Origin of the sequence: Thermoanaerobacterium xylanolyticum LX-11 (assembly GCF_000189775.2) — a bacterium.
Classification (GTDB): Bacteria; Bacillota; Thermoanaerobacteria; order Thermoanaerobacterales; family Thermoanaerobacteraceae; genus Thermoanaerobacterium; species Thermoanaerobacterium thermosulfurigenes.
Map to the genome: position 1 here is coordinate 1326241 of NC_015555.1, position 20126 is coordinate 1346366.

Sequence of the window (20126 nt, forward strand, 5' to 3'; positions counted from 1 at the left end):
CTTCTTCTAATCAGTCTGGAAATAGCTCATCGATTTTTTCTTTTTCCATCAATTCTAAAAATGGTTTATTTATAAAATCAGAATCATCGTAAGTCGAAATATCTTTATAAAATTCTTGGTCGTAGTTTCTCGTTTTAATCACAACAGGCATAGGTACAGCATGTCCCAATATTAAAGCCTGTTGCTTTTGGTCAAGACTTGCTAATACATTTCTCAATTTCGATGCATTATTTACACCAGATAAAAACGAATTAATGTCGTTATCATCCTCTAATCGACAAGTAATCTTTGTCCCAATTTGAGACATTACCTCTGAATCAATTTGGGATGTCCTCTGGTCTACAATCAATAAAGTCACATTGTATTTCCGCATTTCCCTTGCTATTTCTCCCATAGTAGTCTCTTTAGAAATTGAAGGATCTAAAAATCTGTGAGCTTCTTCTATTGTGATGATTAAAGGTATGGGACCTTTTCCGTTATTAGCTATAGCTTCCTCAGATTTTTTTACATACATATCATGTATATGCCTTGTTATGATATTCGCTACAAGCATATAACCCAATGTTGACACATTTCCAAATTCAACAACGACATTTATACCATTTTGCAAGTAATCCATTATTTGTTTTATACAATCGTTAGGGACAACTTCCATCAAAAAAGGAAGCTTCGTAAATCTCTCCAACTTTCTTCTTAAAGCTTGAAGAGAACTGGCATTAGCACCTATATCTAATGCATATTCATCAATTTCCGAAGCATCTATATTAAGGAAATTATACAGCCAATTGTCACCTTCCCTTTTCATTATTTGATAAATACTTTCAATTGCTGTAGTATTTAGATTCAACATGGAATTAAGCAACAAAATATCATCCGGAGTTATTTGATTGTAGGCAATGTTTAAAACGCCATCAATAGGTACCTGTCTCCTCAAAGAAGATTCTCTATCTAAAGTAAATATTGCAACTTTACTTCCGAATAATTGCTTTAGCCCTTTTACATAGCCGCTATTTTCGCTTTTTGCACCATAACCATATTCATTATGAGCATCAAAAATAAGACTAACTGCTAAATTTGATTTTACTAAACCAGACAACAATAACCGCGTCAAATACGTTTTTCCAGTTCCAGCTCGGCCAAAAATACCTGTGCTTCTTTCTACTAACCTTTTTAAATTAATACAAATTGGTGTATCCATTTCAGGCGGTGTACCGATGTAAAAATTTTCTTCTGATGGTTCTCCGAAAACAGCATATATATCTTCTTTATCTGCATCTAATGCATAAGAACCATAAGAAGGTATCGATTTTACTGTTAAAGGATTTTTGCTTTCATCTATTTGTATCATAGGTGACAATGTGACAACACCGTATACTCCTGTACCTTCTATTATTTTCTCATCTATTTCACTGTCAAAATCTGTTCCACTGATCATTATTTGAGGATTAACAGCTTCATACTTTATATCGGTTACCATGCATAAATATTTGTTTTTCTTGCCGGTTACTACTATAAAATTGCCAACCTTAACATCTTCTATAATGCTGTCACCTATAAGTTTAACATCTAAACCAGATGAAATAGATCCTCTAAAAATTTTCCCTTTCATATATTACACATCCTTTTTATGGTCACATACCTGTCAAAATCATTCTTTAACAATCTTATCAACTCTTTGCCAACTTCAATCAAATATGTTTTTTCATCAGAATCGTGAGAATATAAATTCCTTATGGCTGCTGCTATTAATTCATCTTCAATCCCTGTTTTGCTATTTAATATATACTTTATATAATTGAGATTTTCCCTTATACATTTTAAATCACTTTCATCGCATAGATATGTAAAAGCATGTATTTTAGCTGGTTTAGGTGGAATTAATCCAATGTATCTGTCTTTTTTATATCCAATTATTTGCACTTCAAAATACGTGTGCATTAATTCAAAAATTTGTGGCTGCTGCATTTTCAACTCTTCTTCAGACAATCCAAAAGCTACTGGTTTTCTACTTTGGTCATCGCTCATTGTAGAGACATTATATACAATTCCATATATAGTTATATCGTTTGATGTTGTTTTTACAAAACTTCCAAAATCAGGACCATCATTTAATTTTATCGATTGACACAAAAATTTCTGCGTACTGGTTTCTATGACTTCACCTATATGATTCTGATTCATAGAATACTACTCCTTTTCCTTTGCGATTTATACGATCGAGATACTTTCAAGCCGCTTCTTACATATAAGTTCGAAAAAATATTATAGAATTGTTCCCTATCTGCGCCAGTAACAACAGCTTGTTCATGTGCTTCTGACAGTGATATTGGATACCCATTTCCTTTTTTGGCTTGATCATAACATATAAAATGAACTAAATCTAAATTTCTTCTATCGGTTGCAACCCAGTATGGAATCTCTATTCGTGCAATTTCATTTCCTGTATTTAAATAAAAAAATGCAATTTTGTGCTGACCATAGTTTTCTAAAATATGGGATGTGCTTAGGAACAACGGAGATCTTTCTCCTTCATTAAGTATTTTCAAAAAAAGATCAGCATCGTTTAACTTGTTTATGACACTACAAGGTAATTCTTTATCATTTTTCAAATATGGGCAATTGCTACAATTTACTGGATCTTGTGGACACAGCGATATACGCAACATATTTATAAAATCGTTGCTTTTTGGAGAACTTATATAACCGACTATAGGTGTATCAGATTTTTGTGCATAATCAAAAGTCGCAAGAACACTATCGATTATATTCTGTTCATCAGGTTCCCCCTGTACCATCCATTCTATCAGTGTCCCATCAACGAACGCTATCTTATTTTTGCTCTTTATTTTAGAGATACATTCGGAAATTTTTTTATACTCCATTATTGTTCTCTTAAATGTTATATCCTTAGGAGTAACTAAAGCTTTAACACCTGCATATTCCTTAAATAAATCTTCTTCCTTAAAATACAGATACGGTTCAGATTTTAATTCTGCACCTGAATCTTCACCATAGGTAAATATTACATAACCTATATTTATTAAATAGCACAATCTGATTTCATGTCTATCAGGCATAATTTGTGAGCCATCCACTGCAAGTACACTGTAGTCTTTTATAATATCGCTGACAAAATTTGTGCTATTTAAACTTTCAAGCGGAATTGCAGTTAACCAAGATGTTTTGCTGGATTTTATCTTTTTTACAAGTTCATCCTCAACACCTTTAGCTTTATTAAATTCATTGATTGCATTCTTTAAATCATTTGATATATTATTAAGCATACTTTTTTCGCTGCTTATTAATGCATTAAGCAAAGGAATCAACTTAGAACTATTTAACAATTTAATAAACCTCCTCATCTGAGAGGACTTTATTTATATCTTCGATTTTAAATCCCTTTCTGTATAGATAATTTTTGATTTTTAACTTATCATTGGAGGAAACACTTTTTTTTCTAATTAATTTTTGAATTACTTCTACTTCATTATCATATAGTTCACAAAGTTTAATCTCAATTAAAGAAGGTTCTATTCCCTTTCTTATAAGTTCATTGTAAATCCTATACTTGCTGAAAAGGCGCTCTTTCTTTTCTTTTACATATACCTCTGCGTAATACTCATCATCCAAATAATGCAAATCTATAAGCTTATTTATGACATCACTAATTACAGAATCGCTATATCCTTTTAAGCGCAGTTTCTCACATAGCTCTTTTTTTGTTTTCATAGCATAAGATAGAATTCTAATAGCATCGTTATATGCATTTTTAAATACCAAGTAGTTTACATAATAATTATATTGTTCTTTGTCAATTTCAACGCCGCTTTCTAACTTAAACATTTCTTTTTCTTCGTAAGAAACTGAAAAAGCGTATTTATCATCTATATAAACGTTAAATCGCATATTATCGTTTTTCTGTTTTTCTATATTTGTTATCTTCATTCAATCACCTTTTATAGAAAAATAACCCTCTACAGGGTTACTAATCTTGTTCAACTTCATCATCGATGATAGATTTTTTTGTTGTTACCAAAAGATTAAAATTTTCTCTGATTTTGTTTTCTATCTCATCAGCAATTGCTTTATTTTCTTTCAAATACTGTTTTGCATTTTCTCTGCCTTGTCCAAGTCTTATGTCACCATATGAATACCATGCGCCACTTTTGTCAATTATATCGATACTTGCAGCCAAATCTAAAATACTTCCTTCTCTTGATATACCTTCTCCATACATAATGTCAAATTCTGCTTGTTTAAAAGGTGGCGCAACCTTATTTTTTACGACTTTTACCCGAGTTCTGTTTCCTACAATATCATTACCTTGTTTTATACCATCCACTTTTCTTACATCCAGACGAATTGTAGAATAAAATTTTAATGCCCTTCCACCAGGTGTCGTTTCGGGATTTCCAAACATTACACCAACTTTTTCTCTCAACTGATTTATAAATACAGCTACAGATTTTGTTTTGCTTATAACACCAGATAACTTTCTTAAAGCTTGCGACATAAGCCTTGCTTGAAGTCCAACATGTGCATCGCCCATGTCTCCATCTATCTCTGCTTTCGGCACGAGAGCAGCTACAGAGTCAATAACAATCACATCTACAGCGCCACTTCGAACCAAAGCTTCGACAATTTCAAGAGCCTGTTCACCAGTATCCGGTTGAGAAACCAGCAAATTATCTATTTTGACACCTACATTTTTAGCATACACAGGATCTAAAGCGTGTTCAGCATCTATAAAAGCACCTGTGCCTCCCAATTTCTGCGCCTCAGCTAATATATGTAATGCAATTGTCGTCTTGCCTGAAGACTCTGGACCAAATATTTCTATTATTCTTCCCCTTGGAACTCCTCCAACTCCTAAAGCTATGTCTAAATCTATAGAGCCAGTAGAAATCACATCGATATTAAGCTTGCTATTATCGCCAAGTCTCATTATGGAGCCTTTCCCAAACTGTCTTTCAATTTGGCTTATGGCCATGTCAAGGGCTTTTTGTTTTTCTATCATAATTTCTCCTCCCGCCAAAATTCGGCAATATTCATAATTCAATTATATATTAGTAACATTCAATAGTCAATTTTTAAACCGCTTAAATGTCTTCTAAGCATATCTAAAGCATTCATGGCAGAATTTAATCTTATCTTACCTCTATCTCCATTTGAAATTATTTTTTTTATGTATACCGTATCTTTATATGCTAAACCTATATAGACTAAGCCAACAGGTTTAGTAATTGTACCACCGCTGGGGCCGGCTATACCTGTAATAGATATACCGTAATCTGTTTTTGCAATATTTTTTACATTGACAGCCATTTCCCTCGCAGTCTCTTCACTGACTGCTCCATATTTTTCTATGGTGCTTTTAGATACACCTAAAATTCCTTCTTTTGACTCATTACTGTACGTTATAGTTCCAAATTTAAATACTTCAGACGCACCTGGTATATCAGTGATTTTTTCAGATAACAATCCACCCGTACATGATTCAGCAGTAGAAAGTGTAAGTTTTTTTGTTTTTAATAAGTTTAAAACCACAGATTCCAATGTATCATCATCTGCTCCAAAAATGTATTCGCCTAAAAGCTCTCTTATATTTTTTTCATATTCATCAATCATGTATTTTGCTTTTAGAGGATCATCTGATTTTGCAGTTATTCTCAACGTGACAAATCCATTTCCAACAAGTGGAGCAACAGTAGGATTATGTGACACAAGCAAATTATTTACCATCTCATCAACCTGTGATTCACTAATACCAAACATCTTTATGACTTTAGAAACAATTATCTCATCGCTTAAAGGTTTTAGATATGAATATACATAGTTTTTAAACATAGGTATTAATTCTGATGGTGGACCAGGTAAAACAACTACTATCTTTTTGTTTTTTTCTATAATGAAACCAGGAGCTGTACCATTGTCATTTGGTAAAATTTTAGCCCCTTCCGGGAATAAAGCCTGCTTGTAATTATTTTGGGTTAGATTTCTCTTTGACCTTTTAAAGTATGATTGAATTTTAAGCTTTGTATCAATGTCTTCAACAAGCCTTAATGAAAAGAACTCAGCAACAGTTTCTTTTGTTAAATCGTCAATTGTTGGTCCTAAACCGCCTGTTAAAATTATCAAATCAGAACGTTCTGAAGCAATTTTAAGGCACTCTAAAAGTCTGCTTTTATTGTCACCTACATTGGTTTGAAAATAAACATCTATTCCAAGTGTAGTAAGCATCTCAGATATAAATTTTGAATTTGTGTTCACAATTTGCCCTAGAAGAAGCTCTGTGCCAACAGATATTATCTCACATTTCATAAAATGCACCTTCTCATCCTAAAATTATGTTTCTACATTTCACAACATAATCAATTCCAGAATAAACTGTAAAAAACAACGCTAAGTACACAGCTATAGTTGAAAATGGGAAAAACACATATTCAAATGGATAATTATTTAGCATCAGCGATATTATAGCTATGATTTGAAATGTCGTCTTATATTTACCAAGATTGCTGGCTGCAATTACAATGCCTTTATCTGCTCCGACTGCTCTTAATCCAGTTATTATAAATTCCCTGCAAAGAATAACTATGACGATCCAACTTTGTATACGGTTTAACTGTATTAAGACAATTAAAGCAGATGAAACCATTATTTTATCCACAAGAGGATCCATAAACTTGCCTAAATTCGTAATTTGATTGTATTTTCTTGCAATATATCCATCTAACTTGTCAGTCAATGATGCAACTAAAAATAAAGAAGCCGCAATTATATTTGAGTATTTAATTCCTGACAACATTACAATTATAAAAAAAGGAACTAAAATCAATCTTGCAATTGTAATCTTATTTGCTGCGTTCACAACAACTCCCCCATTAGATCATAATCAAAAGCTTTTGTGATCTTAACCTTAGCAAAATCGCCAATGTTTAACTTCTTATTTGACTTAAAAAACGTTATTCCATCGATATCTGGGGCATCAATATAGCTTCTTCCATAATAAAGTCCATCTTTTTGTCCTTCTACCACTACTTCAAATTCACTGCCAATTAATCTCTTATTATATTCAAGTGATATATTCTTTTGCAAAAGCATTATTTCATTATATCTTTTTTGCTTAATTTGTTCTGATATTTGATTTTGCATATCATAAGCTTCAGTATCTTCCTCTCTGGAATATGTGAATACACCTAATTTATTAAACTTTTTTTCTACAATAAATTTTTTTAAATCGTCGAATTCATCATCTGTCTCCCCTGGAAAACCAACAATAAACGTTGTTCTAATTATCATTCCAGGAATAGACTTAAGCTTTTCAATTGTATCTTCAATCTTTTTTCTCGTTGTATTTCTTTTCATTCGTCTTAAAACTTCATCATTTGAATGTTGCAACGGTATATCTATATACTTTAGCACTTTTTCATTTGTCTTTATCTCATCAATAAGTTCATCTGTAATACTGTCTGGATATGCATACAGTATTCTAATCCATTTTATTCCATTTATATTTGCCAACTTTCTCAATAAAGTTGGCAACATGTATTTATTGTAGATATCAATGCCATACTTTGTGGTATCTTGAGCAATCAATATTAACTCTTTGACACCATTCTCAGCTAACATTTTTGCTTCATTGAGCAAATCTTCTATTTTGACGCTTCTGTAACGCCCTCTCAATTTTGGTATGATGCAGAATGAACACTTATTATTGCATCCTTCTGAGATTTTCAAATACGCGTAATGTTTTGGCGTGCTTAATATTCTCGGTGAGTCTTTATCGTCCAATTCGTTTGCATGCCCATATTCTAAGATTCGCTTTCCCTTCAATGTATCTTCAATTACATCTGCAATTTTTAAAAAATCGCCAGTACCTATTACAGCATCTAATTCAGGAAGACTTTCCAAAAGTTCATCTTTATATCTTTCTGATAAGCATCCAGATGCAATTAAAGATTTTAATCTCTTTTTCTTCAATTTGCCCATTTCCAGTATATAATCGATAGATTCTCTTTTTGCACTTTCGATGAATCCACATGTATTTATAATCAAAACGTCAGCATCATTTTCATTATTTACTATATTAAATCCTTTTTTCTTTATTATTCCTAACATTTTCTCTGAATCAACGATATTTTTCGCACATCCAAGAGATATTATTCCGACATTTACCATTTGAAGCTCCTTCCTTAACTTTTTTGTATTTACAAAGAAAAGTATATACCATATAAACCACATTGTAAAGAAATATTAACCGTTTATTATTCTTTTTATTTCTTCTTCTGATAGCAATATTTGCCTTGGTTTAGAGCCGTCGTATCCACTTATTATTCCTTTTTGCTCCATCTGATCTATTATTCTTGCGGCTCTTGCATAGCCTATCCTAAGCCTTCTTTGCAGCATAGATATGGAAGCTTGTCCAGTTTCTACAATTACTTTAATTGCATCATTCATCAATTCATCTTCTTCTATTTCTTTGTTTAATGTACTTTTTGACTCGACGATTATTTCTTCATATTTTGGCTCATTAGCATTTGACTTTAAGAAATTTACGATTTCTTCAACTTCTTTATCTGAAATAAATGCACCTTGCACTCGAATTGGTTTGGATTCGCCAATCGGGTAATAAAGCATGTCTCCCTTTCCTAGCAATTTCTCGGCACCAGACATGTCTAAAATAGTTCTTGAGTCTATTTGTGATGAAACAGCAAAAGAAATTCTAGATGGTATATTTGCCTTTATGACGCCAGTTATAACATCTACTGATGGTCTTTGTGTAGCAATTACTAAATATATACCTGCAGCTCTTGCCATTTGGGCCAGTCTACATATGTATTCTTCAACTTCTGCTGGTGAAACCATCATGAGATCTGATAATTCATCTACAATAACGACTATCTTAGGCATTGTATCAATGCCATGGATTTTATTATACCCTTCAATATCTCTTACATTGTTTTCTGCAAATGCTTTATATCTTTCTGTCATTTCATTTACTGCCCAATTAAGGACGCCAGCGGCTTTTTTAGGATCTGTAACAACCGGCGTTAGCAAATGCGGTATGCCATTGTAAATATTCAATTCAACAACTTTAGGATCTATTAAAATCATTTTAACTTTATCAGGTGAAGCTTTGTACAACAAACTCACAATTAAAGTGTTAATGCAAACACTTTTGCCTGAGCCAGTAGCACCAGCAATTAATAAATGAGGCATTTTTGATAAATCAGCTATAACTATGTTTCCAGCAATGTCTTTCCCTAATCCTATTGTTAGATCGGACTTGCTTTCCCTAAATTTTTTAGTGTCTATAACTTCTCTAAGTGTTACAACAGATATTTTTTCATTTGGGACTTCAATCCCAATTGCAGATTTCCCTGGGATTGGAGCCTCTATCCTAACGGAAGGTGCTGCAAGACTTAATGCAATGTCGTCTGTTAAACTGACTATTCTGCTGACTTTGACTCCAGGGCTTGGTTGCAATTCAAATCTTGTAATAGCTGGCCCCCTGCTGACTTGCACTACTTTAGCATCAATAGCGAAATTTTTAAGCGTTTCTTCTAATTTCTTGGCATTTTCTATGATTAAATTATTGTTGACTTTTTGGTGTGGTATACCTTCTTTAAGCAATTCAATAGGTGGATAAATATAATTCTCGTAAGTTCTTCCTTTATTTTCTATCTTTGAGATTTTGACTTCATCTTCGCTCTGATCTTTTTTCTCCTCTGTTTCCTCTTTTTCTTCTAAGTACGGTTGTATTATCTTTAATTGTTGTTCTTCGTTATTTGCAATTTTTTTTCTGGATAATTTTTTTTCGTCTGGCTTTTCTACAATGTCACGTAGTATATTTTCATTATTAAATTCTAATGTCTTTTTTTTGTTTTTATATTTTTCTATAAGCTTATACATCTGTCTATATACTGATTTTATGCTTTCAATAAGTGATATATCTGTAATAAGTATGATGCTGATGATTAATGTAGAAATCAGAAACAACCAACTTCCTATAACTCCCAAAAACTTAACAAGTACAAAGACAGTTATTGCAGAAACAATCCCTCCACCTGACCCATTTAGTCCGTGCTTAATGCTATCTAAAACATAATTTTTAAAATATCCAATATTATCATAAAAATATATCTGAACCATATTTATAAAACACAGAAATGTTATTAACAAACATATGATTCTTTTATAGTCTAAAAAATTCTTATTTTTAAATAAAAGAAACAATGAATACACTAAAATTAATAGCGATATTGCATACGCACCTACGCCGAAAAGACTTTTCAATAAAATTACCAATTCTTTCCCTACTATACCTGTCTTGTCAGAATAAAGGCTTATCATAGAAATAATCGAAAAAGTAAGCAAAATTATTCCAACTATTTCATTGTTGTATTTTTCTTTAGTCTTTGATTTCATAATTATCACCCAATAATTAATTCTACATTTTATATAAAAATCCTTTTTATCAAAAAAATAGATGTGTTAAACACATCTATTATAGCACAATTTGATTTTTTTTGAAATCAATTGTAGTTCCAGGTGCGTATTTAGTTTTTAGATAATCGTTTGGATTCGTAGAGTACATTCTTATTATTTTGTATTTATCACCTTCTCTTTCTAAAATGAATGTTTTTCCTTCTATATTTGTTTCAATATAATTGTCTTTTATTTCATCACACTTTTGAAAGACGAGCTCGTAAGGAATTATAGTGTATAGCATAAAATCACCTATTTTCTTTCTCTTTAATTAATTGTTGAAGTTTTTCAATTGCTTCTGAAACACCTCCAACTTCATCTATCAATCCATAGTCTACTGCTTCTTTTCCAACCAGGATAGTTCCAACATCATTTGCCAGCTCTCCTATCTTTAACATCAGATTCATAAAAGCATCTCTTTTAATTCTTGAATTTCTTATTACAAATTCAACTATTCTATCCTGCATTTTATTAAAATAATCAAATGTTTGAGGTACGCCTATAACTAAACCTGTCATTCTTATTGGGTGTATAGTCATTGTCGCGCTGGGAACAATGAAAGAATAATTCGATGAAACTGCAAGTGGAACACCTATGCTGTGTCCGCCACCTAATACAATTGAAACTGTAGGTTTTGATAAACTGGAAATCATTTCAGCGATAGCTAAACCAGCTTCTACATCTCCACCAACTGTGTTTAGCAATATTAAAAGACCCTTTATCTGAGGATTTTCTTCAATTGCTACTAGTTGCGGTATTATATGTTCATATTTCGTAGTCTTATTCTGTGGTGGTAATATCATATGTCCTTCTATTTGCCCTATTATTGTCAGACAATGAATACTACTTTCGAAATTTGGCAAATTTGTCTGCCCAAAGCTCTGTATATTCTGCTGTACTGCCGTACCAGTTTGCACAGGCAAATCTTCATTTTTTAACATACCCATTTTATCACTCTCCTATAAAATTAGTATAAAAAAATTAGTGCATATTATGCACTAATTATAGCTTTCAAGCTTAAATTCATCGTGTAAAACCTTCACAGCTATATCTGCCTTATCTTGACTTACAAGACATGAAATAGTATTGTGAGAATCTGCCGTTTGAAAAATCTCTATATTATTATCAGATAATGCTTTTATTATTCTAGCCATAACACCTGGAACACCACGTATTCTATTGCCAATTATCGAAACTTTGCTGCAATTTTTCTTTATCGCGTATTTAACATCATTTTCTTTTAACAGCGTTTCTAATTTTGATAAATCAGCTTCCGATATGGTGAATATTTTCCTATCAGGAAAGACATTTATAAGGTCAATACTGATTTTAGCTTCTGCAATCTTCCCAAAAATATCTTTATCATCTCTATTTAATTCAATAATAACTTGAACTCTATTGTTCATATTAGCTATACCTGTAACAAGGTTATCAGAGTCATAAATGTTATTGTAAACATTGTTGTATTGAGTAATAATAGTTCCCGGACTATCGCTCATTGTATTTTTTATTACTAAAGGTATATTGCCTCGCATCGCAATTTCTACAGCTCGAGGATGTATCACTTTTGCACCTTGTTCCGCTAATTGAAAAACTTCATTATAGCTTATTCGCTTCAATATATGAGCATTTGAGACGATTCTGGGATCTGCTGTCATGATTCCATCTACATCTGTATAAATTTCTACGGCATATGCTTTCAATGCTTCACCTAATAATGCAGCAGTCGTATCACTGCCACCTCTGCCTAAAGTCGTTATATCACCATCAACTGTAATACCTTGGAATCCAGCCACTACAGGAATTATATTTTGATTTAATGCGTCAATAAGATATTGTGGCTCTACTCTTATTATTTCTGCATCTCCAAAATTATCATCCGTAATTATTCCCGCTTGTCCTCCAGTAAAAACTTTTGATTTATAGCCTTTGCTCATCAAGACATTTGAAAATATGACACTTGAAATAATTTCACCACATGACATTAAAATATCAAGTTCTCTTTTAGGAGTATCCTTATATATTGACTTGGCAAAATTTATTAAAGTATCAGTTGCATACGGATCTCCACTTCTTCCTATTGCAGATACTACTACCACTGGCATGAATCCTTGTTCAATAGCATCTACTACTTTTGATACCGCCATATTTCTTCTTTCAGACGTTGAGACAGATGTGCCACCAAATTTCTGAACAATAATATTCGTAATAACCACCCTTTCATATACATCATGCAAAATAAAATAAATTTAATATTATTATACTTTATTATGCTAATAAAGGAAAGGATATTTTCCTTTCCTTTATTAGCAATCATAAAAATTTTCTCATTTTATCAAGCTCGACTTCCACAATTATCATATCATTTCCTATCTTTTTTATAAAATCCCAAGGAATCTCTATGTAATTAGGCCTGCTTCTAAAAATAGATCCTTTTGTTTCATAGACAACAATTGAATTAATCTTTCCAGTATTTTCATCGATTATAAGATCTGAATCTTCAATTAAACCAAGCCTTTTGCCATCATTTAAGTTTACAATTTCTTTGTTGCCAAATTCACTTAGTCTCATCGTATCCTCCTTTCTCATCTAGAATATTCTCGGCAATTTCTGTTGCCTGATATATCTGAATTTCAGGAGACATCTTTTAAATTTATCCCCCAAAATTTCATTCTGAAATCCTTTTTCGATTTCCAATTCATTTACATCTTTATTTACATTGTAAGATTTTTTCTTTATATTTCCCTTTATTTAACATATATGGTTACATTCTATCTTGACTTTTTTAAATCGCCCCAATAATCGAAATGGATGGTGTTTTTACCATACTACTTGTTATTGAGGTGATTTTATGTTGGGCGCATGGCGTTCGCATCCTGATTATCAGTCTTTCCTTGTCGAAAATATTCAACCCATTTATGCTTCAGATAAAAATCGTGTCATTCAATTTTCTGAAGCTTTATCTAAACTCTATAATTTAGATCTTGATGTTCTTAAACCTGTACTGGAACCTTATTACTCTAATACTGGTTCTCCAGCCAAAAATCAGCCTGAAGTTTTTCGGTCTTTTGTACTTATGTCTCTTCTTAAATGTCACAGTATTACTAAATGGGTTTACATGCTTCATCATGATGACCTTTTGTGTTACATGATTGGCGTATCTCCTGATAATATTCCTGGTGTTGGTACTCATTATGACTTGATTAACAGGTTATGGCTTGAGGATCCTGATATTGAAAAAGACCGACAGGATTCTCTACATCCTTTTAAACGCAAACCACGTAAAAAACTTGCTAAAAATCAGAAGCTCCCACCACGCCACCCTGGTATTATACAGAAATTTGTTGATTTGGCTTTACAGGGTAAAATTTTTGAGTCAAGACCTGAGAAGCTTCTTCAACAAATTTTTGCCGATGTTGCTGTTAGGCCTTCCGCCAATGATGGCATCCTCGGTGATATTGAAAAACTTACTATCTCCGGTGACGGTACTTGTATTAAAACCGGCGGAAGTCCTTTCGGTATTAGAACTTGTGATTGTGCTAATAAGGGTATATTTAATTGTGACTGCCATCGCAAGTTCTCTGACCCCGATGCTCGCTATGGTTGGGATAGTTATCATGAGACATGGTTTTATGGTTATTCTGGTTATTTTTTAGTGACATACAACGAAGAGCTTAAATCTGATATTCCGATTTATCTTCGCTTGGTTGAGGCTCCTCGTTATGATGGTGTTACTGCTATTATTGCTTTGTCTGAAGCAAGGGCTTTGTATCCTGATTTCGTTTTTGATAAATTTATTGGTGATTGTGCTCATGATAATTACCCTACTTATCATCTTCTTAATAAGTGGAATATTAAACCTGTAATTCCGCTTAATAAGAAGAATAAAAACAACAGCAAGTACCAAGGTACTATTAAAATCAATGAAAATGGTATTCCTGTCTGTATGGCAGGATTATCTATGGTTTACAATGGTTTTATGAAAGACCGTAACAGAATTAAATGGCGCTGTCCTTTTGCGACTGGTAAAGTTGATTCATGTAATTGTAAAGATAAGTGCTCCTCTTCTGATTATGGTAGAACCGTTTATACGAAGCCTTCATCTGATCCTCGCTTGTTTACCGTCATTCCACGTGGTTCTGATGAATGGAAATGCGAGATGAAAAAGCGAACTTCTTCTGAGCGTGTTAACAAAAGGCTTCTTAATGACTATGAGTTGGAGCTATCTAAAACCAGAGGCAAAAAGCGTTGGTCTTTCTGGATTATGATACATTCTATTAATATCCATCTTGATGCTAGATTGAAAAAATCTAAGTTTGATTTTATTTCTATGCTTGATGGATTATTAGGTAGAGTAGCATAAATATTGAGATTCCATATACTGTTAATTTTTAAACCTATTTTATTAGGCTTTATTTCTTATACTCTTTTTTTAAATTGATTTTCATTATTTTACATTTTCTTTCCTCTTTTCAGTATTTTATCGCAAAGGCTTTGTTATTTTCTGTATCTAATTTCTAATTTATGCCATAGTATGACGCTGGAAATTAGTTTCCGAAATCACTCATCTATAATCCTGTATGTCCGAAGCCATTCTTTCCTCTTAAAGTTTCGTCCAATTCATCCACTTCAATAATTTCCGGTATTTCTACTTTATTTATTATCATTTGCGCGATTCTAAGTCCTCTCTTAACTATAAAATCAATTTTTCCAAAGTTTATCAATATCAATTTAATTTCTCCTCTATAATCAGAGTCTATAGTACCTGGAGAATTTAACATGGTTATACCGTTATTTAATGCAAGTCCACTCCGTGGACGAATTTGTGCTTCATAACCTTCAGGCAACTGTATCATAATACCCGTTCCTATCAATTTTATTTCACCAGGTTTAATAACCACGTCTTCATCTACTTTTGCATATAAGTCGATACCTGCAGCTCCCTTGCTCATATATTTTGGCAAAGGCAAATCTTTCGCATCATATGTTTTTTTTATTTTCAAAATCAATTTATTATTCAATTTTCATCCATCCTATCTGTTTTTCGTTTATATCACCGACAACTGAAATCCCCAATTGCTCAATATTAAATATCTTTTTCGCAAGATTGTTAACATCGTCATATGTAATTGAATCGATTTTATCTACAATATCATTGACAGTATAAACTTTTTTTAAAAAAAGCAGAGATTTACCTATCGATGACATTCTGCTGCTAATGCTATCCATATCCATTAAAATGCTGATTTTTAACTGCTCTCTAAATTTGTTTACCTCAAATTCTGAAAAGCCATCATTTTTTACTTTTAAAATTTCCTCTATGATCAGTTCATAAACCGATTTTAAATTTTCAGGTGCAGTACTTGCAAAAATGGTAAAAGCACCTGTGTCAATATATGTAGACGGATAAGAGTAGATCGAATATACTAATCCTTCTTCTTCACGAATTTTTTGAAACAGTCTGGAACTCATTCCTCCTCCGAATGCATTGCTAACAATAGATAATGTATATATGCTGTCAAATGAATAATTTATGCCAGGCATACTTATACATATGTTTACTTGCTCATATTCTTTGCTTTTTAATACTATACCCTTATTCCAGTCAGGTTTGTCTAATGAAATGGCATTATTACAAGAATTTATATATAAAGTCTTTCTTGATATAATATCAAATATAGAGTCATCAAAATTTCCTGCAATTGAAATAACAATATTATCTTTAAAGTAATTTTCTCTATAAAATTTGACTATAGTGTCTCTATCAAAAGATTTTACAGTATCTTCATAGCCAAGAACAGGATATGATAATGGGTTACCTTTCCAGGTAAGGTTTGCCAACATATCATAAGCAACATCCTCTGGAGAATCATTATTCATGTTTATTTCTTCCAAAACTACATTTTTTTCTTTCTCTATATCTTCACTTTTAAAAAGTGGATTAAACACCATATCGAAAAGTACATCAACTGCTTTTTCTATGTATGAATTATACACTTTAACATAAAAGCAAGTGCTTTCTTTCCCTGTAAATCCATTTAACTGTCCGCCAATATTATCAATTTCTTCCGCTATATCTTTTGCGCTTCTATTTTTTGAACCTTTAAATACCATGTGTTCAATAAAATGTGATATTCCATTGTTCTCTTTATTTTCATAACGAGAACCAACTTTAATCCATATTCCTATATACACTGAATTAACATATGGCATCTTATACGCTACTACATTAACATCGTTAATTTTCTTTTGTATGTACATTTACTACCTCCTCATTTATTTTAGAACATTTGAAACGCTAGTTATTTCATAACCTTTGCTTTCCAATTCTTTGATCATAGTAGGCAGCGCTTCTACGGTGCCTTTTGTTGGATGCATCAAAACGATAGCGCCATTATGAGCTTTTTTTACAATTCTATTGATAATATTATTAACACCTGGGTTGCTCCAATCTATAGTATCTAAACTCCATAAGATTACTTTATAACCAAGATCTTCAGCGGTTTTTACTACATCATCATTAAAGTCACCGTATGGTGGAGCAAAAAGATTAGGCTTTTTCCCAGTTATTTTAAAAAGTACATCACCTGCTTTTGATATATCCTCTGCATATTTTTCCTTGCTCCACTGCGTATACTTAACGTGTGTATACCCATGACTTGCTATCTCATGTCCATCGGTTGCAATTTGTCTGACTATCTCTGGATTTTTCTCAGCCCATTGCCCCTCAAAAAAGAATGTTATTTTTATATTGTTTGATTTAAATATTTCTAACATCTTTGGAATATACTCATTCCCCCACGCTACGTTGCAAGCAAAAGCTATCTTTTTACTATTTGCATCGCCTTTATAAATAGGATCATTTGTTTTAAACGTAGAAATAGAATGGTTAACCAACATCCCTAATAAAATTATCGCAATAATTATTATTAAAATCAATATTACGGTAGTTTTTTTGGGATATTTTATATAATATATCTTCAAGACTAACACCACCTAATTTATTTTCTTAATAAATTTTATTAGGTGATGTTATTAGATATTACTTTTTTATTGACTATCAATAAATAAAAAACATAAACCATAAGAGGTTTATGCATTTACACTTCTTTGTCATTTTTAGTTTCTTCTGGCAAAGCATCTTTTCTCGATAAATTAATCCGTCCTTGTTTATCAATCTCTGTTACTTTTACCAAAATTTCATCGCCAATATTTACTACATCTTCAACTTTATTCACATGTTTTTTATCTAACTTAGATATGTGGACCAATCCTTCTTTACCAGGAGCAATTTCTACAAAAGCACCAAATGAAGCCAGTCTTGTCACTTTTCCTAAATAAATTGAACCTACTTCTACATCTTTTGTTATTGCTTCAATGATCATTTTAGCTTTCTCGCCAGCTTTTAAATCGGTTGATGATATAAATACTCTACCATCGTCCTCTATGTCTATTTTAACACCTGTATCTGCTATTATTTTGTTTATTGTCTTGCCACCTGCTCCGATTATATCCCTTATTTTTTCAGGATCGACGTTTAAGCTTATAATCCTTGGAGCATAAGGAGATAATTCCTTTCTTGGCTCTTTTATAGTTTCTAGCATCTTATTCAATATAAATAACCTACCTTTTCGAGCCTTTTCTAAAGCTAACGAAAGGATATCGCGATCAATGCCAGCTATTTTTATATCCATTTGTATTGCCGTTATCCCTTTTTCAGTACCTGCAACTTTGAAATCCATGTCACCAAGAAAGTCTTCTATTCCCTGTATATCTGTCAGTATAGATACTATATCGCCCTCTTTAATAAGACCCATTGCAACGCCTGCAACTGGTGCTTTAATTGGAACACCAGCATCCATAAGAGCCAATGTGCTTCCGCATACACTTGCTTGTGAAGTTGAACCATTTGAGCTTAACACTTCAGAGACCAATCTGATTGTGTAAGGAAATTCCTCCTCTGAAGGTATCATAGGTTCTAATGCCCTCTCAGCTAACGCACCATGCCCTATTTCTCTCCTTCCTGGACCTCTTAATGGCCTCGTTTCGCCTACGCTAAAAGGAGGGAAATTATAATGATGCATATATCTCTTGGATTCTTCGTCACCCAAACCATCGAGAATCTGTATATCACCAAGAGGACCTAATGTTGCCACTGTCATAACTTGCGTCTGACCACGAGTAAATATAGCTGAACCATGTGTACGAGGTAAAACACCGACATCGCATGTTATTGGCCTTATATCATCTAATCCTCTACCATCTACTCTTATTTTTTCTTCAGTGATCATTTTTCGCATCTGTTCTTTTGTAATTGTATATAAAACTTCATCAATATCTTCAAGATTGTCTGGATATTCATCTTTAAAATGCTCTAAAACTTCTTCCTCAACTTTGTCTATATTATCGTTTCTTTCCTTTTTCTCTTCTGTTCTTAAAGCATTATATATTTTTTCAGTTGCAAATTCCCTAACTTGTTGTTCTAAGTTGTCATCTATTTCATGCACTATTACTTCCGCTTTTGGAAGTCCTACTTCTTTTACAATGCCTTCTATAAATTCTACTATCTGTTTTATGTATTCATGAGCGTACATTATTGCATCTAACATTACTTCCTCTGGAACCTCATTGGCACCAGCCTCAACCATCATTATAGCATCCTTTGTACCTGAGACAGTCAAGTGCAAATCACTTTTTTCTCTCGCTTCTAAGTCAGGATTTATTATGAAATTCCCATCTACAAGTGCTACTGATACAGAACCTGTAGGTCCGTTAAAAGGAATATCAGATATAGATAAAGCAACTGAAGAACCTATCATTGCCACTATCTCTGGCTGAACATCAGGGTCTACAGATAAAACAGTAGCAATAACTTGCACATCATTTCTATAGCCATGTGGAAATAGTGGCCTTATTGGCCTATCTATTAATCTGGATGTCAATATTGCTTTCTCAGTAGGTTTACCTTCCCTTTTAATAAAACCACCAGGTATTTTACCAACGGAATAAAGTCTTTCTTCATAATCAACACTTAAAGGGAAAAAGTCAACTCCTTCTCTTGGTTCTTTAGAAGCGCAAGCCGTAACCAGCACAACTGTATCACCATATCTAACAAGAGCACTACCATTAGCCAATTGTGCAAGTTTTCCAGTTTGAACGATTAATTTTCTCCCTGCAAGGTCAAGTTCAAAAATCTTTTCCATATTATCCTCCTTTCATCCTTTTAATATATTTTTTCAAATATTTGATCATTAATACAGAAAAAAGAGCGAGGTTACCCGCTCTATTTTCTTAAATCTAACTTTTCAACGATGGCACGGTACCTATCCATATCTTTCTTCATTAGATAATTTAATAATCCTCTTCTCTGACCAACCATCTTAAGCAAACCGCGTCTTGAATGATGATCTTTTTTATGAACTTTTAAATGTTCATTTAAAGAGTTAATCCTCTCAGTGAGTAAAGCAATCTGAACTTCTGGAGAACCTGTGTCTTTCTCGTGAATCCTGTTCTCAGCGATTATTTCATTTTTTCTCTCTTTGTTTAACATAATTTCACCTCCACTCATAAATTCGCCAAATAGCATTGACATCGCCGGTGAACGAATATCAAAGCTATGGTAATCACGGATATAA

Annotated in this window: 19 protein-coding genes; 1 reads left to right on the top strand and 18 read right to left on the bottom strand. The window is 32.6% G+C overall.

Annotated features, from left to right (window positions below; genetic code table 11):
* Positions 1–10 precede the first annotated feature (10 nt).
* The 13 genes from THEXY_RS06475 to THEXY_RS06535 all read right to left on the bottom strand — a co-directional run bounded on the left by THEXY_RS06475 (position 11) and on the right by THEXY_RS06535 (position 13062).
* Positions 11–1609 (bottom strand): ATP-binding protein, encoded by a 1599-nt coding sequence (locus tag THEXY_RS06475; RefSeq protein WP_013788037.1) that lies wholly within the window; start codon positions 1607–1609, stop codon positions 11–13.
* Positions 1606–2181: an HAS-barrel domain-containing protein gene (locus tag THEXY_RS06480; RefSeq protein WP_013788038.1), complete on the bottom strand. Its 576-nt coding sequence runs from the start codon at positions 2179–2181 to the stop codon at positions 1606–1608. Before THEXY_RS06480 ends, THEXY_RS06475 begins: the two co-directional genes overlap by 4 nt.
* A complete protein-coding gene (locus THEXY_RS06485; protein WP_013788039.1) occupies positions 2178–3344 on the bottom strand; it encodes a DNA double-strand break repair nuclease NurA in 1167 nt (388 codons plus the stop codon). Before THEXY_RS06485 ends, THEXY_RS06480 begins: the two co-directional genes overlap by 4 nt.
* A gap of 1 nt (position 3345) precedes the next feature.
* Entirely contained in the window at positions 3346–3945 is a 600-nt protein-coding gene (locus THEXY_RS06490; RefSeq protein ID WP_013788040.1) for a RecX family transcriptional regulator, read from the bottom strand.
* 40 nt (positions 3946–3985) lie between these two features.
* A complete protein-coding gene (gene recA / locus THEXY_RS06495; RefSeq protein ID WP_013788041.1) occupies positions 3986–5017 on the bottom strand; it encodes a recombinase RecA in 1032 nt (343 codons plus the stop codon).
* Positions 5018–5076: 59 nt separating this feature from the next.
* The gene (locus THEXY_RS06500; protein WP_013788042.1) at positions 5077–6321 is read right to left on the bottom strand and encodes a competence/damage-inducible protein A; all 1245 of its coding nucleotides are present in this window, start codon (positions 6319–6321) and stop codon (positions 5077–5079) included.
* 13 nt (positions 6322–6334) lie between these two features.
* A complete protein-coding gene (gene pgsA / locus THEXY_RS06505) occupies positions 6335–6871 on the bottom strand; it encodes a CDP-diacylglycerol--glycerol-3-phosphate 3-phosphatidyltransferase (RefSeq protein WP_013788043.1) in 537 nt (178 codons plus the stop codon).
* Positions 6868–8181: a 30S ribosomal protein S12 methylthiotransferase RimO gene (rimO, locus tag THEXY_RS06510; RefSeq protein ID WP_013788044.1), complete on the bottom strand. Its 1314-nt coding sequence runs from the start codon at positions 8179–8181 to the stop codon at positions 6868–6870. Before rimO ends, pgsA begins: the two co-directional genes overlap by 4 nt.
* A 75-nt stretch (positions 8182–8256) precedes the next feature.
* Positions 8257–10431 (bottom strand): FtsK/SpoIIIE family DNA translocase, encoded by a 2175-nt coding sequence (locus tag THEXY_RS06515; RefSeq protein WP_013788045.1) that lies wholly within the window; start codon positions 10429–10431, stop codon positions 8257–8259.
* A 79-nt stretch (positions 10432–10510) separates the two neighbouring features.
* On the bottom strand, positions 10511–10735 hold the full coding sequence (locus THEXY_RS06520; RefSeq protein WP_013788046.1) for a YlzJ-like family protein: 225 nt from the start codon (positions 10733–10735) through the stop codon (positions 10511–10513).
* A gap of 4 nt (positions 10736–10739) precedes the next feature.
* Complete coding sequence (locus THEXY_RS06525) at positions 10740–11438, bottom strand: ClpP family protease (RefSeq protein ID WP_013788047.1); 699 nt, start codon at positions 11436–11438, stop codon at positions 10740–10742.
* Between the two features lie 51 nt (positions 11439–11489).
* Positions 11490–12707, bottom strand: a complete 1218-nt coding sequence (gene dapG / locus THEXY_RS06530) for an aspartate kinase (protein ID WP_268257770.1) — start codon at positions 12705–12707, stop codon at positions 11490–11492.
* Between the two features lie 97 nt (positions 12708–12804).
* Entirely contained in the window at positions 12805–13062 is a 258-nt protein-coding gene (locus THEXY_RS06535) for a YlmC/YmxH family sporulation protein (protein WP_013788049.1), read from the bottom strand.
* Between the two features lie 280 nt (positions 13063–13342).
* Here THEXY_RS06535 and THEXY_RS06540 point away from each other — a divergent pair, with 280 nt between their 5' ends.
* Complete coding sequence (locus THEXY_RS06540) at positions 13343–14854, top strand: hypothetical protein (protein WP_013788050.1); 1512 nt, start codon at positions 13343–13345, stop codon at positions 14852–14854.
* Between the two features lie 205 nt (positions 14855–15059).
* Here THEXY_RS06540 and dut read toward each other — a convergent pair whose 3' ends face one another.
* From dut to rpsO, 5 genes are all read right to left on the bottom strand, one after another.
* A complete protein-coding gene (gene dut, locus THEXY_RS06545; protein ID WP_013788051.1) occupies positions 15060–15512 on the bottom strand; it encodes a dUTP diphosphatase in 453 nt (150 codons plus the stop codon).
* Positions 15505–16752 carry a M16 family metallopeptidase gene (locus tag THEXY_RS06550; RefSeq protein ID WP_013788052.1) on the bottom strand — a complete coding sequence of 416 codons (1248 nt, stop codon included), beginning with the start codon at positions 16750–16752 and terminating at the stop codon, positions 15505–15507. Before THEXY_RS06550 ends, dut begins: the two co-directional genes overlap by 8 nt.
* A gap of 15 nt (positions 16753–16767) precedes the next feature.
* Complete coding sequence (locus THEXY_RS06555) at positions 16768–17475, bottom strand: polysaccharide deacetylase family protein (RefSeq protein ID WP_013788053.1); 708 nt, start codon at positions 17473–17475, stop codon at positions 16768–16770.
* Between the two features lie 116 nt (positions 17476–17591).
* Positions 17592–19694, bottom strand: coding sequence for a polyribonucleotide nucleotidyltransferase (locus THEXY_RS06560; protein ID WP_013788054.1), 2103 nt, complete (start codon positions 19692–19694; stop codon positions 17592–17594).
* Positions 19695–19774: 80 nt separating this feature from the next.
* On the bottom strand, positions 19775–20041 hold the full coding sequence (gene rpsO, locus THEXY_RS06565) for a 30S ribosomal protein S15 (protein ID WP_013788055.1): 267 nt from the start codon (positions 20039–20041) through the stop codon (positions 19775–19777).
* Positions 20042–20126: the final 85 nt, after the last annotated feature.